The sequence below is a fragment of the Deltaproteobacteria bacterium genome (assembly GCA_016180855.1).
Classification (GTDB): domain Bacteria; phylum UBA10199; class UBA10199; order JACPAL01; family JACPAL01; genus JACPAL01.
Genome location: JACPAL010000002.1, coordinates 201024 through 218325, shown reverse-complemented (window position 1 = coordinate 218325; position 17302 = coordinate 201024). Strand labels below are relative to the sequence as shown.

The 17302-nt window shown below is 51.4% G+C and carries 12 protein-coding genes; 4 read left to right on the top strand and 8 right to left on the bottom strand.

What is annotated here, in order from left to right:
* Positions 1-98 precede the first annotated feature (98 nt).
* From bamA to HYT77_01070, 7 genes are all read right to left on the bottom strand, one after another.
* The gene (bamA, locus tag HYT77_01100) at positions 99-2369 is read right to left on the bottom strand and encodes an outer membrane protein assembly factor BamA (protein ID MBI2066595.1); all 2271 of its coding nucleotides are present in this window, start codon (positions 2367-2369) and stop codon (positions 99-101) included.
* A gap of 6 nt (positions 2370-2375) precedes the next feature.
* On the bottom strand, positions 2376-3059 hold the full coding sequence (locus HYT77_01095; GenBank protein ID MBI2066594.1) for an ABC transporter ATP-binding protein: 684 nt from the start codon (positions 3057-3059) through the stop codon (positions 2376-2378).
* A 9-nt stretch (positions 3060-3068) separates the two neighbouring features.
* The gene (locus HYT77_01090; protein MBI2066593.1) at positions 3069-4244 is read right to left on the bottom strand and encodes an ABC transporter permease; all 1176 of its coding nucleotides are present in this window, start codon (positions 4242-4244) and stop codon (positions 3069-3071) included.
* Positions 4237-5436, bottom strand: a complete 1200-nt coding sequence (locus HYT77_01085) for an ABC transporter permease (protein MBI2066592.1) — start codon at positions 5434-5436, stop codon at positions 4237-4239. The genes HYT77_01090 and HYT77_01085 overlap by 8 nt, the downstream gene beginning before the upstream one ends.
* On the bottom strand, positions 5433-6266 hold the full coding sequence (locus tag HYT77_01080) for a Bro-N domain-containing protein (protein ID MBI2066591.1): 834 nt from the start codon (positions 6264-6266) through the stop codon (positions 5433-5435). The genes HYT77_01085 and HYT77_01080 overlap by 4 nt, the downstream gene beginning before the upstream one ends.
* An 8-nt stretch (positions 6267-6274) precedes the next feature.
* On the bottom strand, positions 6275-7627 hold the full coding sequence (locus HYT77_01075; GenBank protein MBI2066590.1) for a lysine--tRNA ligase: 1353 nt from the start codon (positions 7625-7627) through the stop codon (positions 6275-6277).
* Between the two features lie 89 nt (positions 7628-7716).
* Positions 7717-8352, bottom strand: coding sequence for a hypothetical protein (locus HYT77_01070; protein MBI2066589.1), 636 nt, complete (start codon positions 8350-8352; stop codon positions 7717-7719).
* A gap of 167 nt (positions 8353-8519) precedes the next feature.
* Here HYT77_01070 and HYT77_01065 point away from each other — a divergent pair, with 167 nt between their 5' ends.
* The 3 genes from HYT77_01065 to HYT77_01055 all read left to right on the top strand — a co-directional run bounded on the left by HYT77_01065 (position 8520) and on the right by HYT77_01055 (position 12272).
* Positions 8520-10565 (top strand): thioredoxin domain-containing protein, encoded by a 2046-nt coding sequence (locus HYT77_01065; GenBank protein MBI2066588.1) that lies wholly within the window; start codon positions 8520-8522, stop codon positions 10563-10565.
* 276 nt (positions 10566-10841) lie between these two features.
* Positions 10842-11570 carry an outer membrane protein assembly factor BamD gene (gene bamD / locus HYT77_01060; GenBank protein MBI2066587.1) on the top strand — a complete coding sequence of 243 codons (729 nt, stop codon included), beginning with the start codon at positions 10842-10844 and terminating at the stop codon, positions 11568-11570.
* A gap of 3 nt (positions 11571-11573) precedes the next feature.
* Positions 11574-12272, top strand: coding sequence for a tetratricopeptide repeat protein (locus HYT77_01055; protein ID MBI2066586.1), 699 nt, complete (start codon positions 11574-11576; stop codon positions 12270-12272).
* On the opposite strand, the gene alaS is transcribed toward HYT77_01055, so the two are convergent.
* Complete coding sequence (alaS, locus tag HYT77_01050) at positions 12273-14885, bottom strand: alanine--tRNA ligase (protein MBI2066585.1); 2613 nt, start codon at positions 14883-14885, stop codon at positions 12273-12275.
* Positions 14886-15063: 178 nt separating this feature from the next.
* Here alaS and HYT77_01045 point away from each other — a divergent pair, with 178 nt between their 5' ends.
* Positions 15064-17214: a thrombospondin type 3 repeat-containing protein gene (locus HYT77_01045; GenBank protein ID MBI2066584.1), complete on the top strand. Its 2151-nt coding sequence runs from the start codon at positions 15064-15066 to the stop codon at positions 17212-17214.
* The last annotated feature ends 88 nt before the right edge of the window (positions 17215-17302 follow it).

Sequence of the window (17302 nt, the reverse complement as noted above, 5' to 3'; positions counted from 1 at the left end):
CCCTAAATGAAACTCAGTCCCAGCCCTCAAGGGGCGTTGAGGGGGAGGCTCCATCCCCGCCGTTTCCAAGGCGGGGTGGAGGGGGCGACATGAGCCCCCTAGAAGAACGACCCGATAGCAAAATTGAAGACGACCGAACCTTCATTCGGCTGACGGTTGATCGGGATCCCCCACTCAAAACGGAGGGGACCGAGCGGCGAGTTCCAGCGGAATCCAAAACCGTAATCGGAGCGGAGGTTGTTAATCCCAAACTGTTCCTCCTCCGCAAACGTCTGGCCGGTATCAAAAAAGGTAACCGCCTTGAAACCGGCCTGCGGATAAAGCGGCAGTTCGAGCTCCAGATTCATCTGGAGCATCTTGTTCCCGCCGAAAATGAAGTCGGTCTGGGCCCCGGTCGTCGTATTCGTGACCGGCTCAGAAGGACCGATCGATCGCAACGTGTAGCCACGCAGTGAGTTGATCCCCCCCATAAAGAACCGCTCAAAGAGAGGAATCGTGGCCGAGGACTCCAAGGTCGCCATATTACCGATCGAGAAATTTGTCTTTCCGACAATGTATTTGCCGATGGGGATATAGTATCGAAAGTTTTCTACCACCCGGACAAAACGCGTATCCCCGCCCAGTCCTGCAAACTCGCTGGAGAGCGACTGAAACATCCCCTTGGAAGGGAAGATCCGGTTGTTCCGCGTATCGCGTTGGAGGGACAATGTGGCGCTCGAGGTGAGTCCGGAGAGATTCGAGGTAAACCGGGCCGGAACAGTCGTCCGGAGGTCTCCAATATCAACATCCTCAAGCTGATAAATGAAACGGAAGGTCGAGTAGTCAAAGACACGCCGTCCGAATGTCAGCGATCCACCGAATGACTCACGATCAAAGTCTTCAAAAACGTTCACGGTCCGGAATCCGGAAATTCCAAGGATCCAGGGAGAATCGAGAAAGTAAGGATCCTCCACGGAAAGCAGGAAGAGTTGTCTTCGGGAGGAGAGTTCGGACGCCAGTTGGCCGCTGATACCAAAACCGAAAAAGTTATTTTTGGCGATGGAGGCGTTAAAAATGAAATTTTCTGCCGAGGAGAATCCGGCACCAATCGTGAAGGTGCCGGTTGGCTTCTCTTTCACGGTGACATTAACGACAATTAATTCGTCCGTTGAACCGCGAGGCGTCGCAAAGTTAACCTCTTCAAAGAATCCAAGCGCCTCCACACGCCGCTGGGATTCCCGCATCCCGCTTTCACTATAAAGGGTGTTCTCCTTGATCTGCAATTCGCGACGGATCACCTTATCGCGCGTCAGCGAATTGCCGGAGATATTGATCTTTTCAATGAAGACCTGTTTTCCTTTGTCGATCACAAACGTGATGTCAGCGGTTCGTGCCTCATCATTCGGCACGATTGCCGGATTGATCGCGGCATAGGCATACCCCTGGTCTCCATAAAGGAGGGAAAACCTCTGCAGATCCTCCTCCAGTTTTTCGCGTGAATAGAGCTGGCCCGGTTTTGTCTTAAGCCCACTCATCATCTCCTCGCGCGTTGTGAGGATCTCCCCCTGGATATCGACCGAGGCGATCTTGTAGGGATGCCCCTCCTCAATGTGAAAGGTCAGGGTGAGCCACTTCCGGTCCTGTGAAATGGCGACCTGAGGGGCCGTCACACGAACCTTCAGATACCCATGGTTCTGATAGTGATAGGTCAGGAAGGCGATGTCCCGGTGGATCAACTCCTCCTTATACTTACCGCTCGAGGTGAGCCAGGACCAGCGCCCCTTCTCCTGACTCTTTAAAAGTTTCCGGAGCTTAACGTCCGAAAACGCCTTGTTGCCGATAAAATGAACCCGCTTGACACGAATCGAGGCATTCTCACGAATCTTGAAGACAAGCTGTCGACCCTCGCTCTCCGGATCCTTACGGTATTCCGTGAGGATCTCGGCAAGGTGATATCCCTCTTCCTGATAATGCTCGCGGATCTTCCGGACTGCCGTGTTGAGCTGTGCCGCATCAAAAGAGCTGTAGGCCTTTAAATCAACCAGTTCGCGAAGCTTCTCTTCCCGGATCTTTTTATTCCCCTCAAAAATAATTTTTGTGATCTTGGTCTTCTCCACAACCTTGAAGATCAATTGCACGCCGTTGGAGCCGTCTTTTTTTTCAACCCGGATATCCTCAAAGCTCCCCATCTGGAAAAGCGCCTCGATATCCTGCCGCACCTTCGCACGGGAAAAGGAGGAGCCAACACGAGATTCAATGGTGGAGAGGACTGATCGCGTTTCAACCGCCTGATTCCCCTCCACCTTGATGGAGGTGATCATCGGTTCCGCCTGAAGGGGGAAGGAAGCCCCGATCAACAAGAGAATAAAACTGTTTCGAAGACCTTTCATCCTCTTTTATCCTTTACTCTTCCCCAACAGACCATCCTTGAGCAGGTAACGGATCGAAAATTTCTGAGAAATCTCCTCATTATGGGTCACCATCACGAGAGCCATCCCCTCTTTTGCTTGCAACTCCAGGAGAAGCTCCAGCACCTGTTCGCCACTTCGCCGATCGAGGTTCCCGGTCGGCTCATCGGCAAAAAGAAGTGACGGTGAACCGACAACAGCGCGCGCAATCGCAACCCTCTGCTGTTCTCCACCTGAAAGCTGGGAGGGACGATGATTAAAACGATGGGCCAGCCCGACCCGATCCAGAACTTTTTCCGATTGCAGACGGCTCTCTTGAGAGGATCGGCCTCGAATGAGCAACGGGATCATGACGTTCTCCAGGGCCGTCATATCGGGCAAGAGGTGGTAGGCCTGAAAGACAAAGCCGATCTCCTGATTGCGCAGTTGCGCTAGAGCCTCATCCCCCTCTTCATAAAGATCCCTTTCGTTTAAATAAATCTTCCCGGCGGTTGGTCGGTCCAGAGAACCTAAAATATGAAGGAGGGTACTCTTGCCCGACCCTGAGGCCCCCGTAATGAGTGTGAGAGAACCGCGGGCGATCTGCAGGTCAACCCCTTTCAAGACCGCGGTTTCAAGTGCTTGTCCCCGATAAACCTTATGAATCCCTTTTGCTTCGATCAGTAGTGACATAGTGATTCGTTATTTTTCAACAAGGGCTGACAGAATCGGCAAACGACGGAGCCCTCCCAAGGTCAGCAGAGATCCCAAAAGAACAATGCCGATGGCAGACCCCGCCACGAGTAAAAAGTTGATGAAAGAAAACTGAACCGGGACTGTCTCCACAAAATAAATCTCCTTGGCCAAAGGGATCAGCGACCATTTTTGTATCAACCACAACGAAGTCACCGACAAAAGAAGCCCCAAACTCAAACCGGCGGAACCTATCAGAAGGGCATCTAAAAGAAAGATTTTTTTGATCCGGGACCAGCTGAAACCGAGGCATCGCAGCAAGGCGATCTGCCGCCGGCTTTGCAACAAAAACATGATAAGAGAGGCCAGCAGGTTCAACGAGGCGACCATGGTCAAGACAAGCATGAGGATAAAGAAGACCCTTTTCTCAAAATCAAGGGCACGAAAGAGATTTTCATTGATGTCACGCCAGCTCATCAGGACATAGGGAAAATCAAAAACCGGCTGCAACTCCTTCTTCCAGTAATCGGCTCGATCAGCCTGCTTCAGCCAGATCTCGATGCCCGAGACCCGTCGGCCGACACCAAAATCATTCTGCGCCTCCTCAAGGGGCAAAAAGGCAAATGAAGAATCGTATTCATACAAGCCGGATTCAAAAGAGCCCCCGATCCGGAATTTCTTGACGGTCTCTTCGCGGTTATCGTGAGGGAACAGGATGCGAACCTCGTCATTTTTAACAAAAGGAAGCCATCCGCTCCCGACAATCAGGGAAGGCTCACGAATGATCATCTCCATGTGTGAAAGTTTTTGAAAGTTTTCGAGCGGCACTCCCTTGATCACGACACCCCGGAGCGAGTCTCCTGAGACGACCATCCCTTCCCGGTAGAGAAAAGGGTTGATCCCGACAATCTCGTTCCGAAACGTGGCAGGAAACTTTTCTTCCAGATTTTCAGGGTTCTCGATCTCGCCCGCCTTTGTCAGAACGAGATGGGAATTGAACCGCAACATCGCCTCCTTATAAACCTTTTGAAATCCGGTCGTGACCGAGAGAGAGATAAAAAGGGCCGCAACACCGAGTGCCATACTCAATACCGCAACCCAACTTGTCATCGAAAATAACACATCAGACTTTTTTGACTGGAGAAGACGCCTCGCCAGAAGCCGGGTGAGAAAAAAACTATTCATAACGAAGCAACTCCTCGAGCGAATAGCGGCGTATCTGTTGTGAAGGATAAAAAGAGGTGAGCAGCGCCACCAAGGGGGCCGCCAAAAGAATAAGGACCACCACCGGAAGATTCATCTGAAGGGGAAGATATTCCACATAATAGGTCGTTGGAAGACGGAGGGGGTATTTGTGGAGCAGTGTGATTGTGGCGATTGCCAACCCTCCGCCCAAAAAACTCCCCAGGAGGCCGATCAGTATCGCCTTGGTCAGAAAAATCGCCTGGAGACGGCGCCGATTCAACCCCAAGGCATGAAGAATCGCCACATCGCGCATCTTCTCAATGATCGTTAGTGAAATAAGTCCGAAAATCGTGCAGGCGGCAATCACGAGGAGAACGGATAGCAGAAGGGTCATGCCGATCTTCTCAAGTTTCAAGGCAGCAAAGAGCTTCGGATTCTGCTCCTCCCAGCTTAAGAGTGTAAACTTACCGGGATCAACCCAGGACAAGAGAGACTGGCGAACCTGCTCACTGTCACGAATATTATCAAGCCAGACCTCCAGGCCGTAGCGACCATATTCCCCAAAAAGGCGGGTGGCCTCTTCATAAGTCGCGAGGAGATATTTACTGTCGTATTCGTAGAAACCGGAACGAAAAAGACCGGTCACAAGAACCGACCTTGTTCTTGGGAGAATCTCTCCGGTGGGACCGATATCGCCCAACGGAAAGAGGAGCCGGACCTCATCCTCAAAATCGGGGTCAATCGCGAGCGAGTAGGATAACTCCCGACCGATCCAGACCTCCCCCTCCTGAAGAGGGTCCGTAGAACTCAATTCCTGCAGACGTTTCAGATCGAGAACCCCCTTAATCGCCCGTACACGAACACCCGCCGCCGTCCCTTCTCCCGTCTGAAGGATCGCCTCCCCCTCAACAAAAGGGATCGCCGCGGTAACACGCGGTTCACGCCTCCTCATTTCAGAGACGAGCCCGTCCCAATCCTCACCCGAACCCCCCATCACCGTGAGGGGAGATTTCATCCCGATAATCCGTTTATGAAAGTCCTTTTCAAAACCGGCCATGATCGCAAGTACAAAAATGAGCGCGAAGACGGAGACGGACATGCCGACAATACTGATCCAGGTGAGCAGCATGATAAAAAGCGGTTTATTTTTTGTGGAGAGGTAGCGGCGGGCGATGAAGGATTTGAAGTTCATCCATGCCGCGCCGCTTTTGCGGGTAGCAGATAGTTCCCTGATGTCACCACTTTGCGACCCGTCTTTGCCTCAAGCTCCAAGCGCGCTTTTTTGGCAATGCGCCCGCCTTTGACGCCAGCTACTTTGTTTTCATCCATGCCGGTTGAATCATCCGTTTCGGCGATTTGTCGGGTGGATAGTTTAGCCAAGGCAGTAAAGATCAGTTCGGCTTCACTCATATGATCGCGAAGATTTTGTGTTTTGAGTCCTTTGATATCTTTGTGCTCTTTGATAGAAACCCCGCTCCATTCCTGATGAATGATATTGGTGAGGATGGCGAATTCATTGCCTTCTTGAATGCCGTGATCTTTCCAATAATCGGTGAGTTTATTGCGCGTCTCCTGACCCATCATTCTTTGTTGGATCCACTTTTCACTACGCCCATGTTTACGCCATGTCTCGCGGGCACGATCAAGCGAACGGGCAGGGTCGGCCATTTCTTGCAGGCGTTCATACCCCACCTTGGCAAGCCAGAGCTTGATCGATTCGGCTTTTGGGCTGGGAACGGATTGAATAAGTCTTAGTAATGTTTGAGGATTTGCCACATCTGTTAGATATTTCTTCCCGTCAGCGGCCTCCAATTTCAGTCGGTGACAATTTGTCACCGACTGACTTCCTTCTTTCTTGAGCCGCTCTTTGAGTTTATTCCAGTATTTTCTGGCTGTCTGGTAGTCAGGTTGTTGGATGAGCACCTGAATAATATCGACGACAGAAAAATACCAAACTTCGGCCTTCTCATCGTATAAGCGACGAATCTTAAAGTTTTCAAAAATGGCTAAATTGTTTTTCATGTAACGAACTATCTTTCCTTCGGCTTTAAGAGAGGAAACAGGATCACGTCCCGAATCGACGGCTGATTGGTGAGCAACATCACAAGACGATCGATGCCGATCCCTTCACCGGCGGTCGGCGGCATCCCATGCTCAAGGGCGGTCACATAATCCTCATCATATGGCATCGCCTCCTCATCCCCCTTCCGGCGTGCCTCCACCTGCATACGAAATCGCTCCGCCTGGTCCAGTGGGTCATTCAACTCAGAGAAGGCATTCGCAATCTCCATCCCGGCAATGTAGAGTTCAAAGCGATCGACAAGGTTCGGATTCTTGTCGCTCTTGCGAGCGAGCGGAGACTCTTCAAGCGGAAATTCCGTCACAAAGGTCGGTTGAATGAGGCTCTCTTCTCCCACCCTTTTCATCTCCTCATAGGTTATTCTGGAGTAGGGGGGTTTCCAGGAGATCTTCTTCCCCCCATACTCCGTCTCCTCCTGACCGTAGACCGCACGGGCCAGAGAGCCAAACAGCTCTTCCGTCAATGTCATGAGATTTTCATAGGTGGCGTACGACTGGTAGAACTCGAGCATTGTAAATTCCGGGTTATGCTGCGTAGAGATCCCCTCATTACGAAAATTGCGATTGATCTCAAAGACGCGTTCGATCCCTCCCACCACCAGCCGTTTCAAATAAAGCTCCGGCGCAATCCGAAGATAAAGATCAAGACCCAAGGCGTTGTGATGCGTGACAAAAGGTTTTGCCGCCGCCCCACCCGCCAGCGTCTGCATCATCGGAGTCTCGACCTCGACAAACTCGCGCTCCTCAAAAAAACGCCGGAGGAGCTGGATGATCCGGGCCCGTTTAAGAAAAACCTCGAGGACCTCGGGATTGGCAATCAGATCGAGATAGCGTTGACGATAGCGAACCTCGACATCCTGAAGCCCGTGCCATTTTTCAGGGAGAGGCCGGAGCGCCTTGGAGGCAAGTCGAACCTCCTTCGCACGCAACGTGAGTTCATTCGTCTTGGTCCGAAACAGTCTCCCCCTCACATAAACAAAATCGCCCAGATCGAGTTTTTGATAGAGCTCGAACATCTGGGGCGAGAGTGATTTCTGTTCAACAAAGATCTGAAGCCTGCCGGTCCGATCCTTGATCTGAAGAAACGCCGCCTTCCCGAAGGCTCGAACGGCCAAGATCCGGCCGGCCAGATCAAATTCCTCCTGGACCGACTCCAGCTCCTGGGCACTTTTAGAATCAAACCGCTCATGGATCTCACGGGCGCTGTTCTTGACAGGAAACTGATTCGGATAGGGGGAAATCCCGGACGACTGAAGTCCCTTCAAACGACCGAGCCGGTTCTGATATTCCTCTTCAAGCGACATAGTCGCCGCGAAAAGTCCCGTTTTTTGTAGGGGAAGTCAAGAAGAGATACCGTATTTTCCCTTCGATTCATAGATATGAGAAGAAGAGACTAAGGCTGGTTTCTCCCCTCAGCAACCGCCGCTATCGTTACTATCACGCCAATGGCAAAACCGAACGCACCGACAGAAATGGCAGAGGCAACGCGATCACCAACAGACGCACCGATACCATGTGGATTATTCATAAACTGCTTGAGCCCCTGAACCATCCGTTGGATGTGGAGATCCTCCCCCAATTCAACGCCCTTAGCAATGGCACCGATCTCAGAGCGCCTTATTGCAACCCGGGCCCCATCAACATAATTCCGGAACGCCCAGAGGGCGTCTCGATGGGTATTGAAGACCTGATCTGCAATAGGGACGAGATACCTATCTCCATCGATCTGCCCCACTACCGCCCGGTGGGCAAATAACCAGTCCCTATACAACTCCTTGAGCCTTATGGCATACGCTGAGGCCACAGACTTGTTCGGGCCAGTTGTCTTTTCTGCCAACTCTCCAAAACGATCCACTCCACGTGTAATCGCTTTGAGATCAGTCCCTCGATATACTTGTAACTCTAAGCTACGATCCAATCCACAGTTACTCCCTCCATATCGATAGACCTCGTCGGGAGGGAGATCAATAACCCGCTGGAGACCTAAAAAGAACTCCTTCCACTGACCCCCTGTCACATCAATTTCCATGTGAAACCTCCTTTTGACACTCTTGTTATCGATCTCCAGGTTGAAAAAATTCCTCAAATCAGGCTAAGAGACCATAAAATGTACTCTTGGGGTGTACGCCTAAAATGACTTGGAAATACCTCATCGCCATAGTAATCCTGATTCCATTAAAAGGATCGGTCCCTGAGATGCCGCTTAAAAAACAGAACCGTCTGGGGGAGACGAAAAGCCCCTACCTGCTGCAGCATAAGGAGAACCCCGTCCATTGGTTCCCTTGGGGAGAGGAGGCATTTCAGGCGGCGCGGAATGAGAAGAAGCTGATCTTCCTCTCAATCGGTTACTCCACCTGTTACTGGTGCCACATGATGGAGAAGGACTCGTTTGAGCACCAAGATGTTGCTGACCTCCTCAACCGTGATTTCATCAGTATTAAGGTGGACCGGGAGGAGCATCCCGATGTCGACAAGATCTACATGGATGCCGTGGTCGGGATGACCGGACGGGGGGGCTGGCCGATGACCGTTTTTCTGACCCCCGATTTGAAACCGGTCTTTGGCGGTACCTTCTTCTGGAAGGCCCAATTTTTGGAGTTGTTGAACCGCCTGCAAACGACCTGGAAACAGGAGCCACAACGAATCGTTGCAGCCGGGGAGGAGGTCTTCGAATTTTTGAGACAAAGAAACGCCGCCCCTGAAAAACAACAGGTTTCGGAGGCGGTCTTGCGATCAGCCTATGAACAGATGAACTCGAGTTTCGACGATACCTATGGCGGCTTTGGGCAGGCCCCAAAATTTCCACCTACAATCGGACTCTCGCTCCTGCTTCGAATCTACAGACGATCCGGAGAAAAGAGGGCGCTCGAGATCGTCACCACAACCCTGGATGCGATGGCGCGAGGGGGGATTTACGACCATTTGGGCGGGGGGTTCCATCGCTACTCGACGGATGAACAATGGCTCGTCCCCCACTTTGAAAAGATGCTCTATGACAACGCCCTGCTTGCCTGGAGTTACCTCGAGGCGTTTCAGGTGACAGGCAAACCGGCCTATGCCTCCGTCGCCCAACAGACACTCGACTACGTCCTCTCCGTCATGACCTCTCCCGAGGGGGGATTCTATTCCGCCGAAGATGCGGGCGAGGTTGGGCGTGAGGGGGAGTATTATGTCTGGAGAGAGGCAGATCTCAAGTCCCTGCTCACAAAAGAGGAGTTCGAGGCGATCAGAGACCTTTATCGAGTGACTCCTTCCGGAAATTTCGAGCACCAGACCAACATCTTGCATACGGGATCCAACAAAAAATGGGGGGAGGAAGATTCGAAACTCCTCACATCAGCCCACCAAAAACTACGGACGGCACGCCTGAGCCGTCCTCCTCCTTATAAGGATGACAAGGTGCTCACCGCCTGGAACGGACTGATGATCGCCGCGATGGCAAAAGGTCACCAGGTATTGGGGGAGAAGAGATACTTGGAGGCAGCACGGAGGGCGGCCAATTTTATTCGGGGGAAATTATGGCACGAGGGGGCGCAGCAAGCAGCGCCCCTACTTCTACGTCGCTATCGGGATGGTGACAGCCGCTTTACAGCAACACTCGACGACTACGCCTTTCTGATTCATGGCCTTCTCGTCCTCTACGAGTCGGATTTTGATCCCCAGTGGTTTGAATGGGCCAAAATCCTGCAAAAAAGAGAGGATGAACTTTTTTGGGATGCTCAAGGGGGGGGCTACTTTTTTACAGGCCCTGAGGAGAAGGAATTGGTCATTCGGAAAAAAGAGGTCCATGATGGTGCCATCCCGTCAGGCAATTCGGTTGCCGCCTTAAATCTCCTCAGGCTCCACGCCCTAACGGCAGAGCCGGGCTACCTTGAAAAAGCCCGTCAACTGTTCGAATCAATCTCGGCTGAGATCACCCGCTACCCGATGGGGCATGCCCAGGCGCTGATCGCCCTCGATTTTGAGCTCGATCAATCCAAAGAGATTGTGGTGGTTGGGAAGGGAGCCGACCCAAGACGGGATGAGGCTACAAAGTTCTTTCAGCAGACATTCCTCCCGAACAAGGTCCTTGTTGTCGGAGAACCGACCGGCCGGCAAGATTCAAAAGCGATCCCCCTCCTGCAAGGAAAAGCCCTTAAAGGAGGACTCACGACGGTCTACATCTGTGAAAATCAGACCTGTCGCGAACCGACGAATGATCTGGAACTAGCCAAGAAACTTGTAAACGATCCAAGCCCTTAGTCCTTCGATCAAGACCGCGGGGTTTCTTGGCGGAATCCCCGTAGCCACCGACCCTCCTCTGCCAATGCTTCGGATCTCCGGACCATTCATCGCCGCAAGACGGCAGGGCTTTCTGGCGGAGGCGGATAAATTCGGTGACGAATTTATTTACTCAAGACTAGTGCTGAGCGAGTAATTTTGTTGATTTTTTTGGCTTTGTATATACGTCATAGTCATTACGAGTCGAAGTACTAAGCCTTGACGATTGAACCAAAAAAGATGGAAGCCGTCACACGAATGAAAAAAATCTCTTGCCTCATTTTCCTTTTGACCCTCGCCTGCACCAAGCCGCCCCTCCTCTCGAAGGCCAAAAGTGCAGAGGAGGCGTATACGGAATGCCATCGATACACCGAGGATAAGGTTTTTGAAAAAGCGAACGAGTGTCTGGAGCTCTTAAAAAGCCGGTACCCCGGATCACCGGAGGCCATCGAGGCAGAGATCGAGATCGCCGACAATTACTTCCGTCAAAAGGATTACCTCGTCGCCGTTGAGTCTTACAGGGCATTTGCCCGCCTTCATCCCGTCTCCCCACGAATTGATTACGTCTACTACCGAACGGGGCAAAGCTATCTGAAGGAAAGCCCTAAAGCGGTCGACCGGGACCAGCAGTATCTGGACGATGCAATCCACTTCTTTACGCTAACAATGAGTGATACGAACAGTGAGTATCGCGAGGTTGCCAAGGAAAAATGGACCGAGGCACGCCGCCGGCTGGCAGCCCGCTCTTTCTATGTCGGACGATTTTACTACCGAACCGGTGAATATCTGGCGGCGATCCCCCGCTTTGAGGAGATCATTACCAAACATAACGATCTGGGCTTCGATGAGAAGGCTCTTTACTATCTGGGACGCTCCTATCTCCACTTGGGGCAAAAAGACAAATGTCTGGACATTTTAACCATCTTTGATCAACATTTCCCGAATAGTTCTTACCGAAGAAGATTGGCACGAAAGGCGGGAGCTTAACGGATGGCCTCTACACGAGAATTAGTTGAAGAAGGCAAAAGACATTTTGAAAGCCGAAATTACGAGCGCGCGGAGCAACTGTTCCTCAAAACACTCAAGGGGGGTGCCCGATACGCCGATGTCCTCAATATGTTGGGGGTCCTCTACCATGCCCAGGGGAAATTCAACGATTCCATCGCCTGCTTTCAGCAAGCCCTCAGCATCAACCCGAACTATACCGAGGCGATTCTGAATCTGACGGTCCTCCGAAATGACCTTGGGGAATACAAAGAGGCCAAGGCCCTCTACAAGAGGATTCAACAAAAACAAAAAAAGCCGGACGGCATGAACCCCGTCTTGCGTGGAAAGATTGCCAACATGCATTCGGGTATTGCAGACACCTACGCCGGTATCGGACATTTGAAAGAGGCAATTGAAGAATATAAGAAGGCGTTGGCCCTCTGCCCTGACTACAAGGACATTAAAACCAAACTGGGGATCTGCTACCGCGAAAACAACCAGAAGGAACAAGCAATTAAAGAGCTCTCTGAAATAACTCGCAAGTTTCCTGATTATCTGCCGGCGCGGATACAACTTGGTTTGAGTTATTATGTCACGGGTAAAGTGAAGCCGGCCTCCAAGGAATGGGAAGAGGTCCTGAAGAGAGACAAGGAAAACGAGACCGCAAGGCTTTATCTACGACTCTGCACAACCCAAAAATAGTCAGATCCGTTCCGTCAATTGTCTTTTGGCAATCTCCCATTGATGGGAAGGCCCACCCCCTTGGGCCATATCGGCACGACCGCCCCCAGAACCACCAATAGAAGAGGCAATCTCCTTGAGCAGCTTTCCCGCATCGTAACGACCTGTGAGATCTTTTGAGACACGAAGGATGAGTGACATCTTCTCTCCCCCAACCCCTGCCAAAAACAGGATTCCACTCCCGAACTTCTGGATCTTCTGATCCGACAAATCCCGCAACGCCTTCGCATCATCCAGTTCCAATTTTAAAAAATGGAGCCTGACACCCTTCACCTCTTCAACCCTTTCCTCAACCCCTCCCGAACCGGTCGCCGCCCGTTTCTTCTGATGCTCCAGTTCCTTTTCGAGCGTTTTTATCTGTTCCAATAATTTTTCGACGCGCTCCGCCACCTGGGTTGCGGGAACCCTCAAGGAGCCAGCGATCTTGGAGATCTGATCCTCCATCTCCTGCAATTTCCTCAATGCTGAATCCCCCACTACCGCCTCCACCCGTCGAATACCGGCGGCCACAGAGGATTCCTGAACCAACTTGAGCAGTTTAATTTCATCCACATTGGATACATGCGTTCCACCACAAAGCTCAATCGAAAAATCTCCCATTTTGACAACACGAACCTTGTCCCCATATTTCTCCTCAAAAAAGGCAAGTGCCCCGACCCTCATCGCCTCATCATAAGAGAGAATCTGGTGGGTCACTCGAAGTCTCTCAAGAATCTTTTGATTCACCCGATCCTCAATCTGGCGAAGTATCGGTCTCGACACCGCCTCGAAATGGGTAAAGTCGAAGCGAAGGCGATTATTTTCGACAAGGGAGCCCGCTTGCCGAACATGCGTCCCTAAAATTTCCCGGAGGGCCGCATGCAAAAGATGGGTGGCCGAATGGTGAGTCATCGTCCCCTGACGAAACGGGCGATCGACCTTGAGCTCAATCTCATCCCCTGCCTGAAGATTCCCCTCTTCCATCTGGATAGGGTGAAGGATAGTACCATTGGGTAGTTTGTTAGCACCCAAGACCAGCGCCCTCATCTGTCTTGATGCCAGGACACCGCGATCACCAACCTGACCACCCCCCTCCGGATAAAACGGGGTTCTTTTGACAACAACGATCCCTTTCTCTCCTACCCCTATTTTATCAAGGCGCCCTCCATCGGGGTTCAACAAGGCCGCCACAATACTTTGATCTTCAAGTCGATCGTAACCGGTAAAATCAGAGCCCCCTTCCAGAACGACGTCCAAGGCTGGCGAAACCCTTATCGATCCCTTCCAGGCCTTTCTGCCACGTCCTTTTTGCTCCTCCATCAAGCGCTCAAAGCCGGCCATATCAATATCCAGTTTGTGCTCCTGGGCAATTAACTCCGTTAAGTCGATCGGAAATCCGTAAGTATCATAAAGCTTGAAGACAACATCCCCCGCCAGGACATGTTCACGACTATTTTTGATCTTGGCGAGCTCCTCTTCAATAATCTGCATCCCCGTCCCCAACGTCTCCAAAAATTTTTCCTCTTCGGCACGAATCACCCTTGTGATCCCCTCCTTTTCTTTCTTCAGCTCGGGATACGCCTCGCCCATCTCTCGAACCAGACAATCAACAAGCTCAAAAAAGAACGGCTTCGATTGACCAAGAAGTTTTCCATGACGGATCGCACGACGCATGATTCGTCGGAGAACGTACCCTCTCCCCTCATTCGAAGGATGAACTCCATCCGCAATGAGAAAGGCCGTTGCCCGAATATGATCCGCCAGAACGCGGATCGAAACACTCACCTCCTCCTCACCGCCGTACTGTCGATCGGTCAACCGCTCGATTTCATGAATCAACGGGACAAAAAGGTCACTCTCATAATTGGAATGCCCTCCCTGAACAACGGCAGAGAGCCGTTCGAGACCCATGCCGGTATCAATCGATGGCTTGGGAAGAGGCTTCATAGAGCCGTCGGCACTCCGCTCATACTGCATGAAAACCAGATTCCATATCTCCATGAACCGGTCACAATCGCACCCCAAGGCACAGGTCGGTTTTTTACACCCGTACTTTTCACCATGGTCATAATGGATCTCGGAGCAAGGCCCGCAAGGACCGGTCTCACCCATCGACCAAAAATTGTCCTTTTCTCCCAGACGAATGATCCTGCCCTTCGGCACCCCCACCTCGGACTGCCAAAGCAACTCCGCCTCATCATCTTTTTCATAAACGGTGATCCAGAGTTTCTCTTTTGGAATCTTCATCTCAATCGTCAGAAAGTTCCAGGCAAGGCGGATCGCCTCTTTCTTGAAGTAGTCTCCAAAGGAAAAATTCCCCAGCATCTCAAAAAAGGTGTGGTGACGGGCGGTCCGGCCAACATTCTCCAGATCATTATGTTTTCCGGAGACTCGAAGACACTTCTGTGAGGTGGTCGCCCTGGAAAAAGAGGGTTTGACCAGACCGGTAAAGTAGTCCTTGAACTGAACCATCCCGGCATTCGTGAAATAAAGGGTTGGGTCTTTGGCCGGAATCAACGATCCGCTCTTGACCCGCCTGTGCGCCTCTTTTTCAAAATACTGCAGGAATTGTTCCCTGATGTCACGTGAGAGCATCATCTTATAAGAACGCTACTAACAAGGCTATTCACCGGTTGCAACGAGCTTAAACCAAAGAAAACAGCAAAAAAAATGTCAAAAAATTCATTTAAAATTAATGGGTTAAATGGCTCTCCTCGGACCGGGATCTCTGATCACGAAACTTTTGCAGCCGTCAATCGATAATCGTCTTAGAGTGAGACCCTCCATTAAAAAAATTTCTTTAACCATAGCGATGGCGATGCTGATGACAGCGGGTAGCTACCGATTGGCTTCGGCCCATCTCGTTAATGGCGACTGCCACAGCTACGATGAGCAGTGTACGGGACAAAACGCCTGCACCGTCTGGCTTGAGGATGATAGTGCAACACGACGTGGAACCTTAAACTACGCGGTCAGTTCAGCCACCTCCGAAGAGGTTGAAAAGTGTCAATGCCTCATCTCATTTGTTTCTCAAATGGAAGGGGCTGTCATTCCGCTGGATGAGCCTCTCACAATCGGGGCTGGAACCTGCACCGACATGCCCGATGGAGATATTACTGAAAGGGCGGTCTGGGTGAGCGGTAAACATCCCTCCGACGGAAGTTCACTGGGAATTGTTATCGATGCGGTCGCCTTAACTCGTGAGAGGGCGGGGGAAAACTATAAGTGTGCCATTGAGATTCCGGAAGGGTTGGAATCACATCCGATCGTCCAGCACCTTACGATTGAGGTCGCCAATAAAGAACAGGGTATCTGCCAAAATGGTGTAAATATCTATGATGACCCAGCGACCCACCCTGATTGTGAGGAGCAAGAGGCAACGGAATGTGAGTTCAAGGGGACCTTGATTGTGGAAAAGGATCGGGACCGCGACGGCATTCTTGATACTGAGGACAAGTGTGTCGAAGGAATAACACCCGACATGCAGACCTCCGTCTGCTCAACACTAAACTTCAAAAAGTTTTGCACCACTGAAAGAGAGAAGAGTGGAAAATGCCTCTCTTCGGATGACAACGGTCTCTTTGAGGCATGCCGCACCGAGAATCGGGATATTCAGGACTTGGACAAGGATGGTCGTGGTAATGGCTGTGACAGCGATATCGATGGTGATGGAGTTGCCGACAATGATGAGATCCGCCAAGGTTCAAGCCCTGTCAAATACGACACCGATGGTGATCAGTATTGTGACGGCGAGGGCGATGTCTGCTGTCAGGGGACTGAAGAGCAATGCTTAGGTGGCAAGGGGGGAAAGATAGGTCTCTGTCAGCCGTTTAAAACGAAGGGTAAAACAGTTTACCGCCTTTGCCGCGGCGGGGATGTGGAATGCCCACGCAATGATGAGATTTATCCTGACGCGGAAGTGACACATACTAATTGCGTGGTTGACCCGATTGTTATTGAGGGAGAAGGCAGTGGCACCGTTGAGGTGGTCCATACAGTTGCCGTGCCTGTTTACGATCCCGACTTGGATAACGACGGGATCTGCGATCTGCTCCAGGATGTAACGAGCGGAAATACCCTCGACCCCAACTATCCGGATGAAGGGTGCTTGGGGAGGAGTGATTGCGGGAATTGCAGCGATTATTTTAACGAGGCGGATAATTGCACCGTTGTCTCCAACGGTCCCAACACCGAGGGATTAACAGAGGTCGATTGGCAAAAAGACTCGGATCGTGACGGCATCGGAGACAGCTGCGACCTCGAATTTAGCGAGAGCACAATCGATTCCGACGGAGACACCATCCCGGACGAGATTGAACGGAATATTTTTGGGACAGATCCATTAGCACAGGATACGGATGCCGATGGTTGTGACGATAACCTCGAGATTGACGAACCGTATTACCAAAACGGTGCCGGGCCATTGGACCCCGATCTGGATGGAGACGGGTTCTGTGACTGCGGTAATGCAATCAGCGGTGTCTGCACAGCCAACGATAACTGCCTCCTCGTCGCCAATGAGACGCAGATCGATACCGATGGGGACGGGCTTGGTGACGCGTGTGATGGCGATTTTGACGGCGACTCTATTGATGATGCAAGAGACAACTGTGTCAACGCCTTCAATACGGACCAGATAGACAGCGATACGGATGGAATCGGAGACGAGTGTGATCCCCTGCCGAACGGCTCCGAAGGCTCTCTGTCACGTACGGAAGACGCTTTTGTCGGGGGAGGCGGCTGCGGTTGCCGGATCGAAGGGAATAATTTTGACAATCGGGCAGCCTACCATTCCCTCCTCCTGTTGCTTCCGCTGTTAATTTTTAGATTTGCCTTGCAACGAAATAAAAAAGTTAAGCGACAGTTTAAAAATCTAGCAACTGTTTACGGGAGGAGACGATACTTCATGTGCATTAAGCTTTAGGCGAGGGGCGGAGAAAGGAGACATCTCTCGCCTATCTAAATCCCCCATCTCCTTTCTCCAAATGTTGTTCGAAAGCGATCCTGCCGGA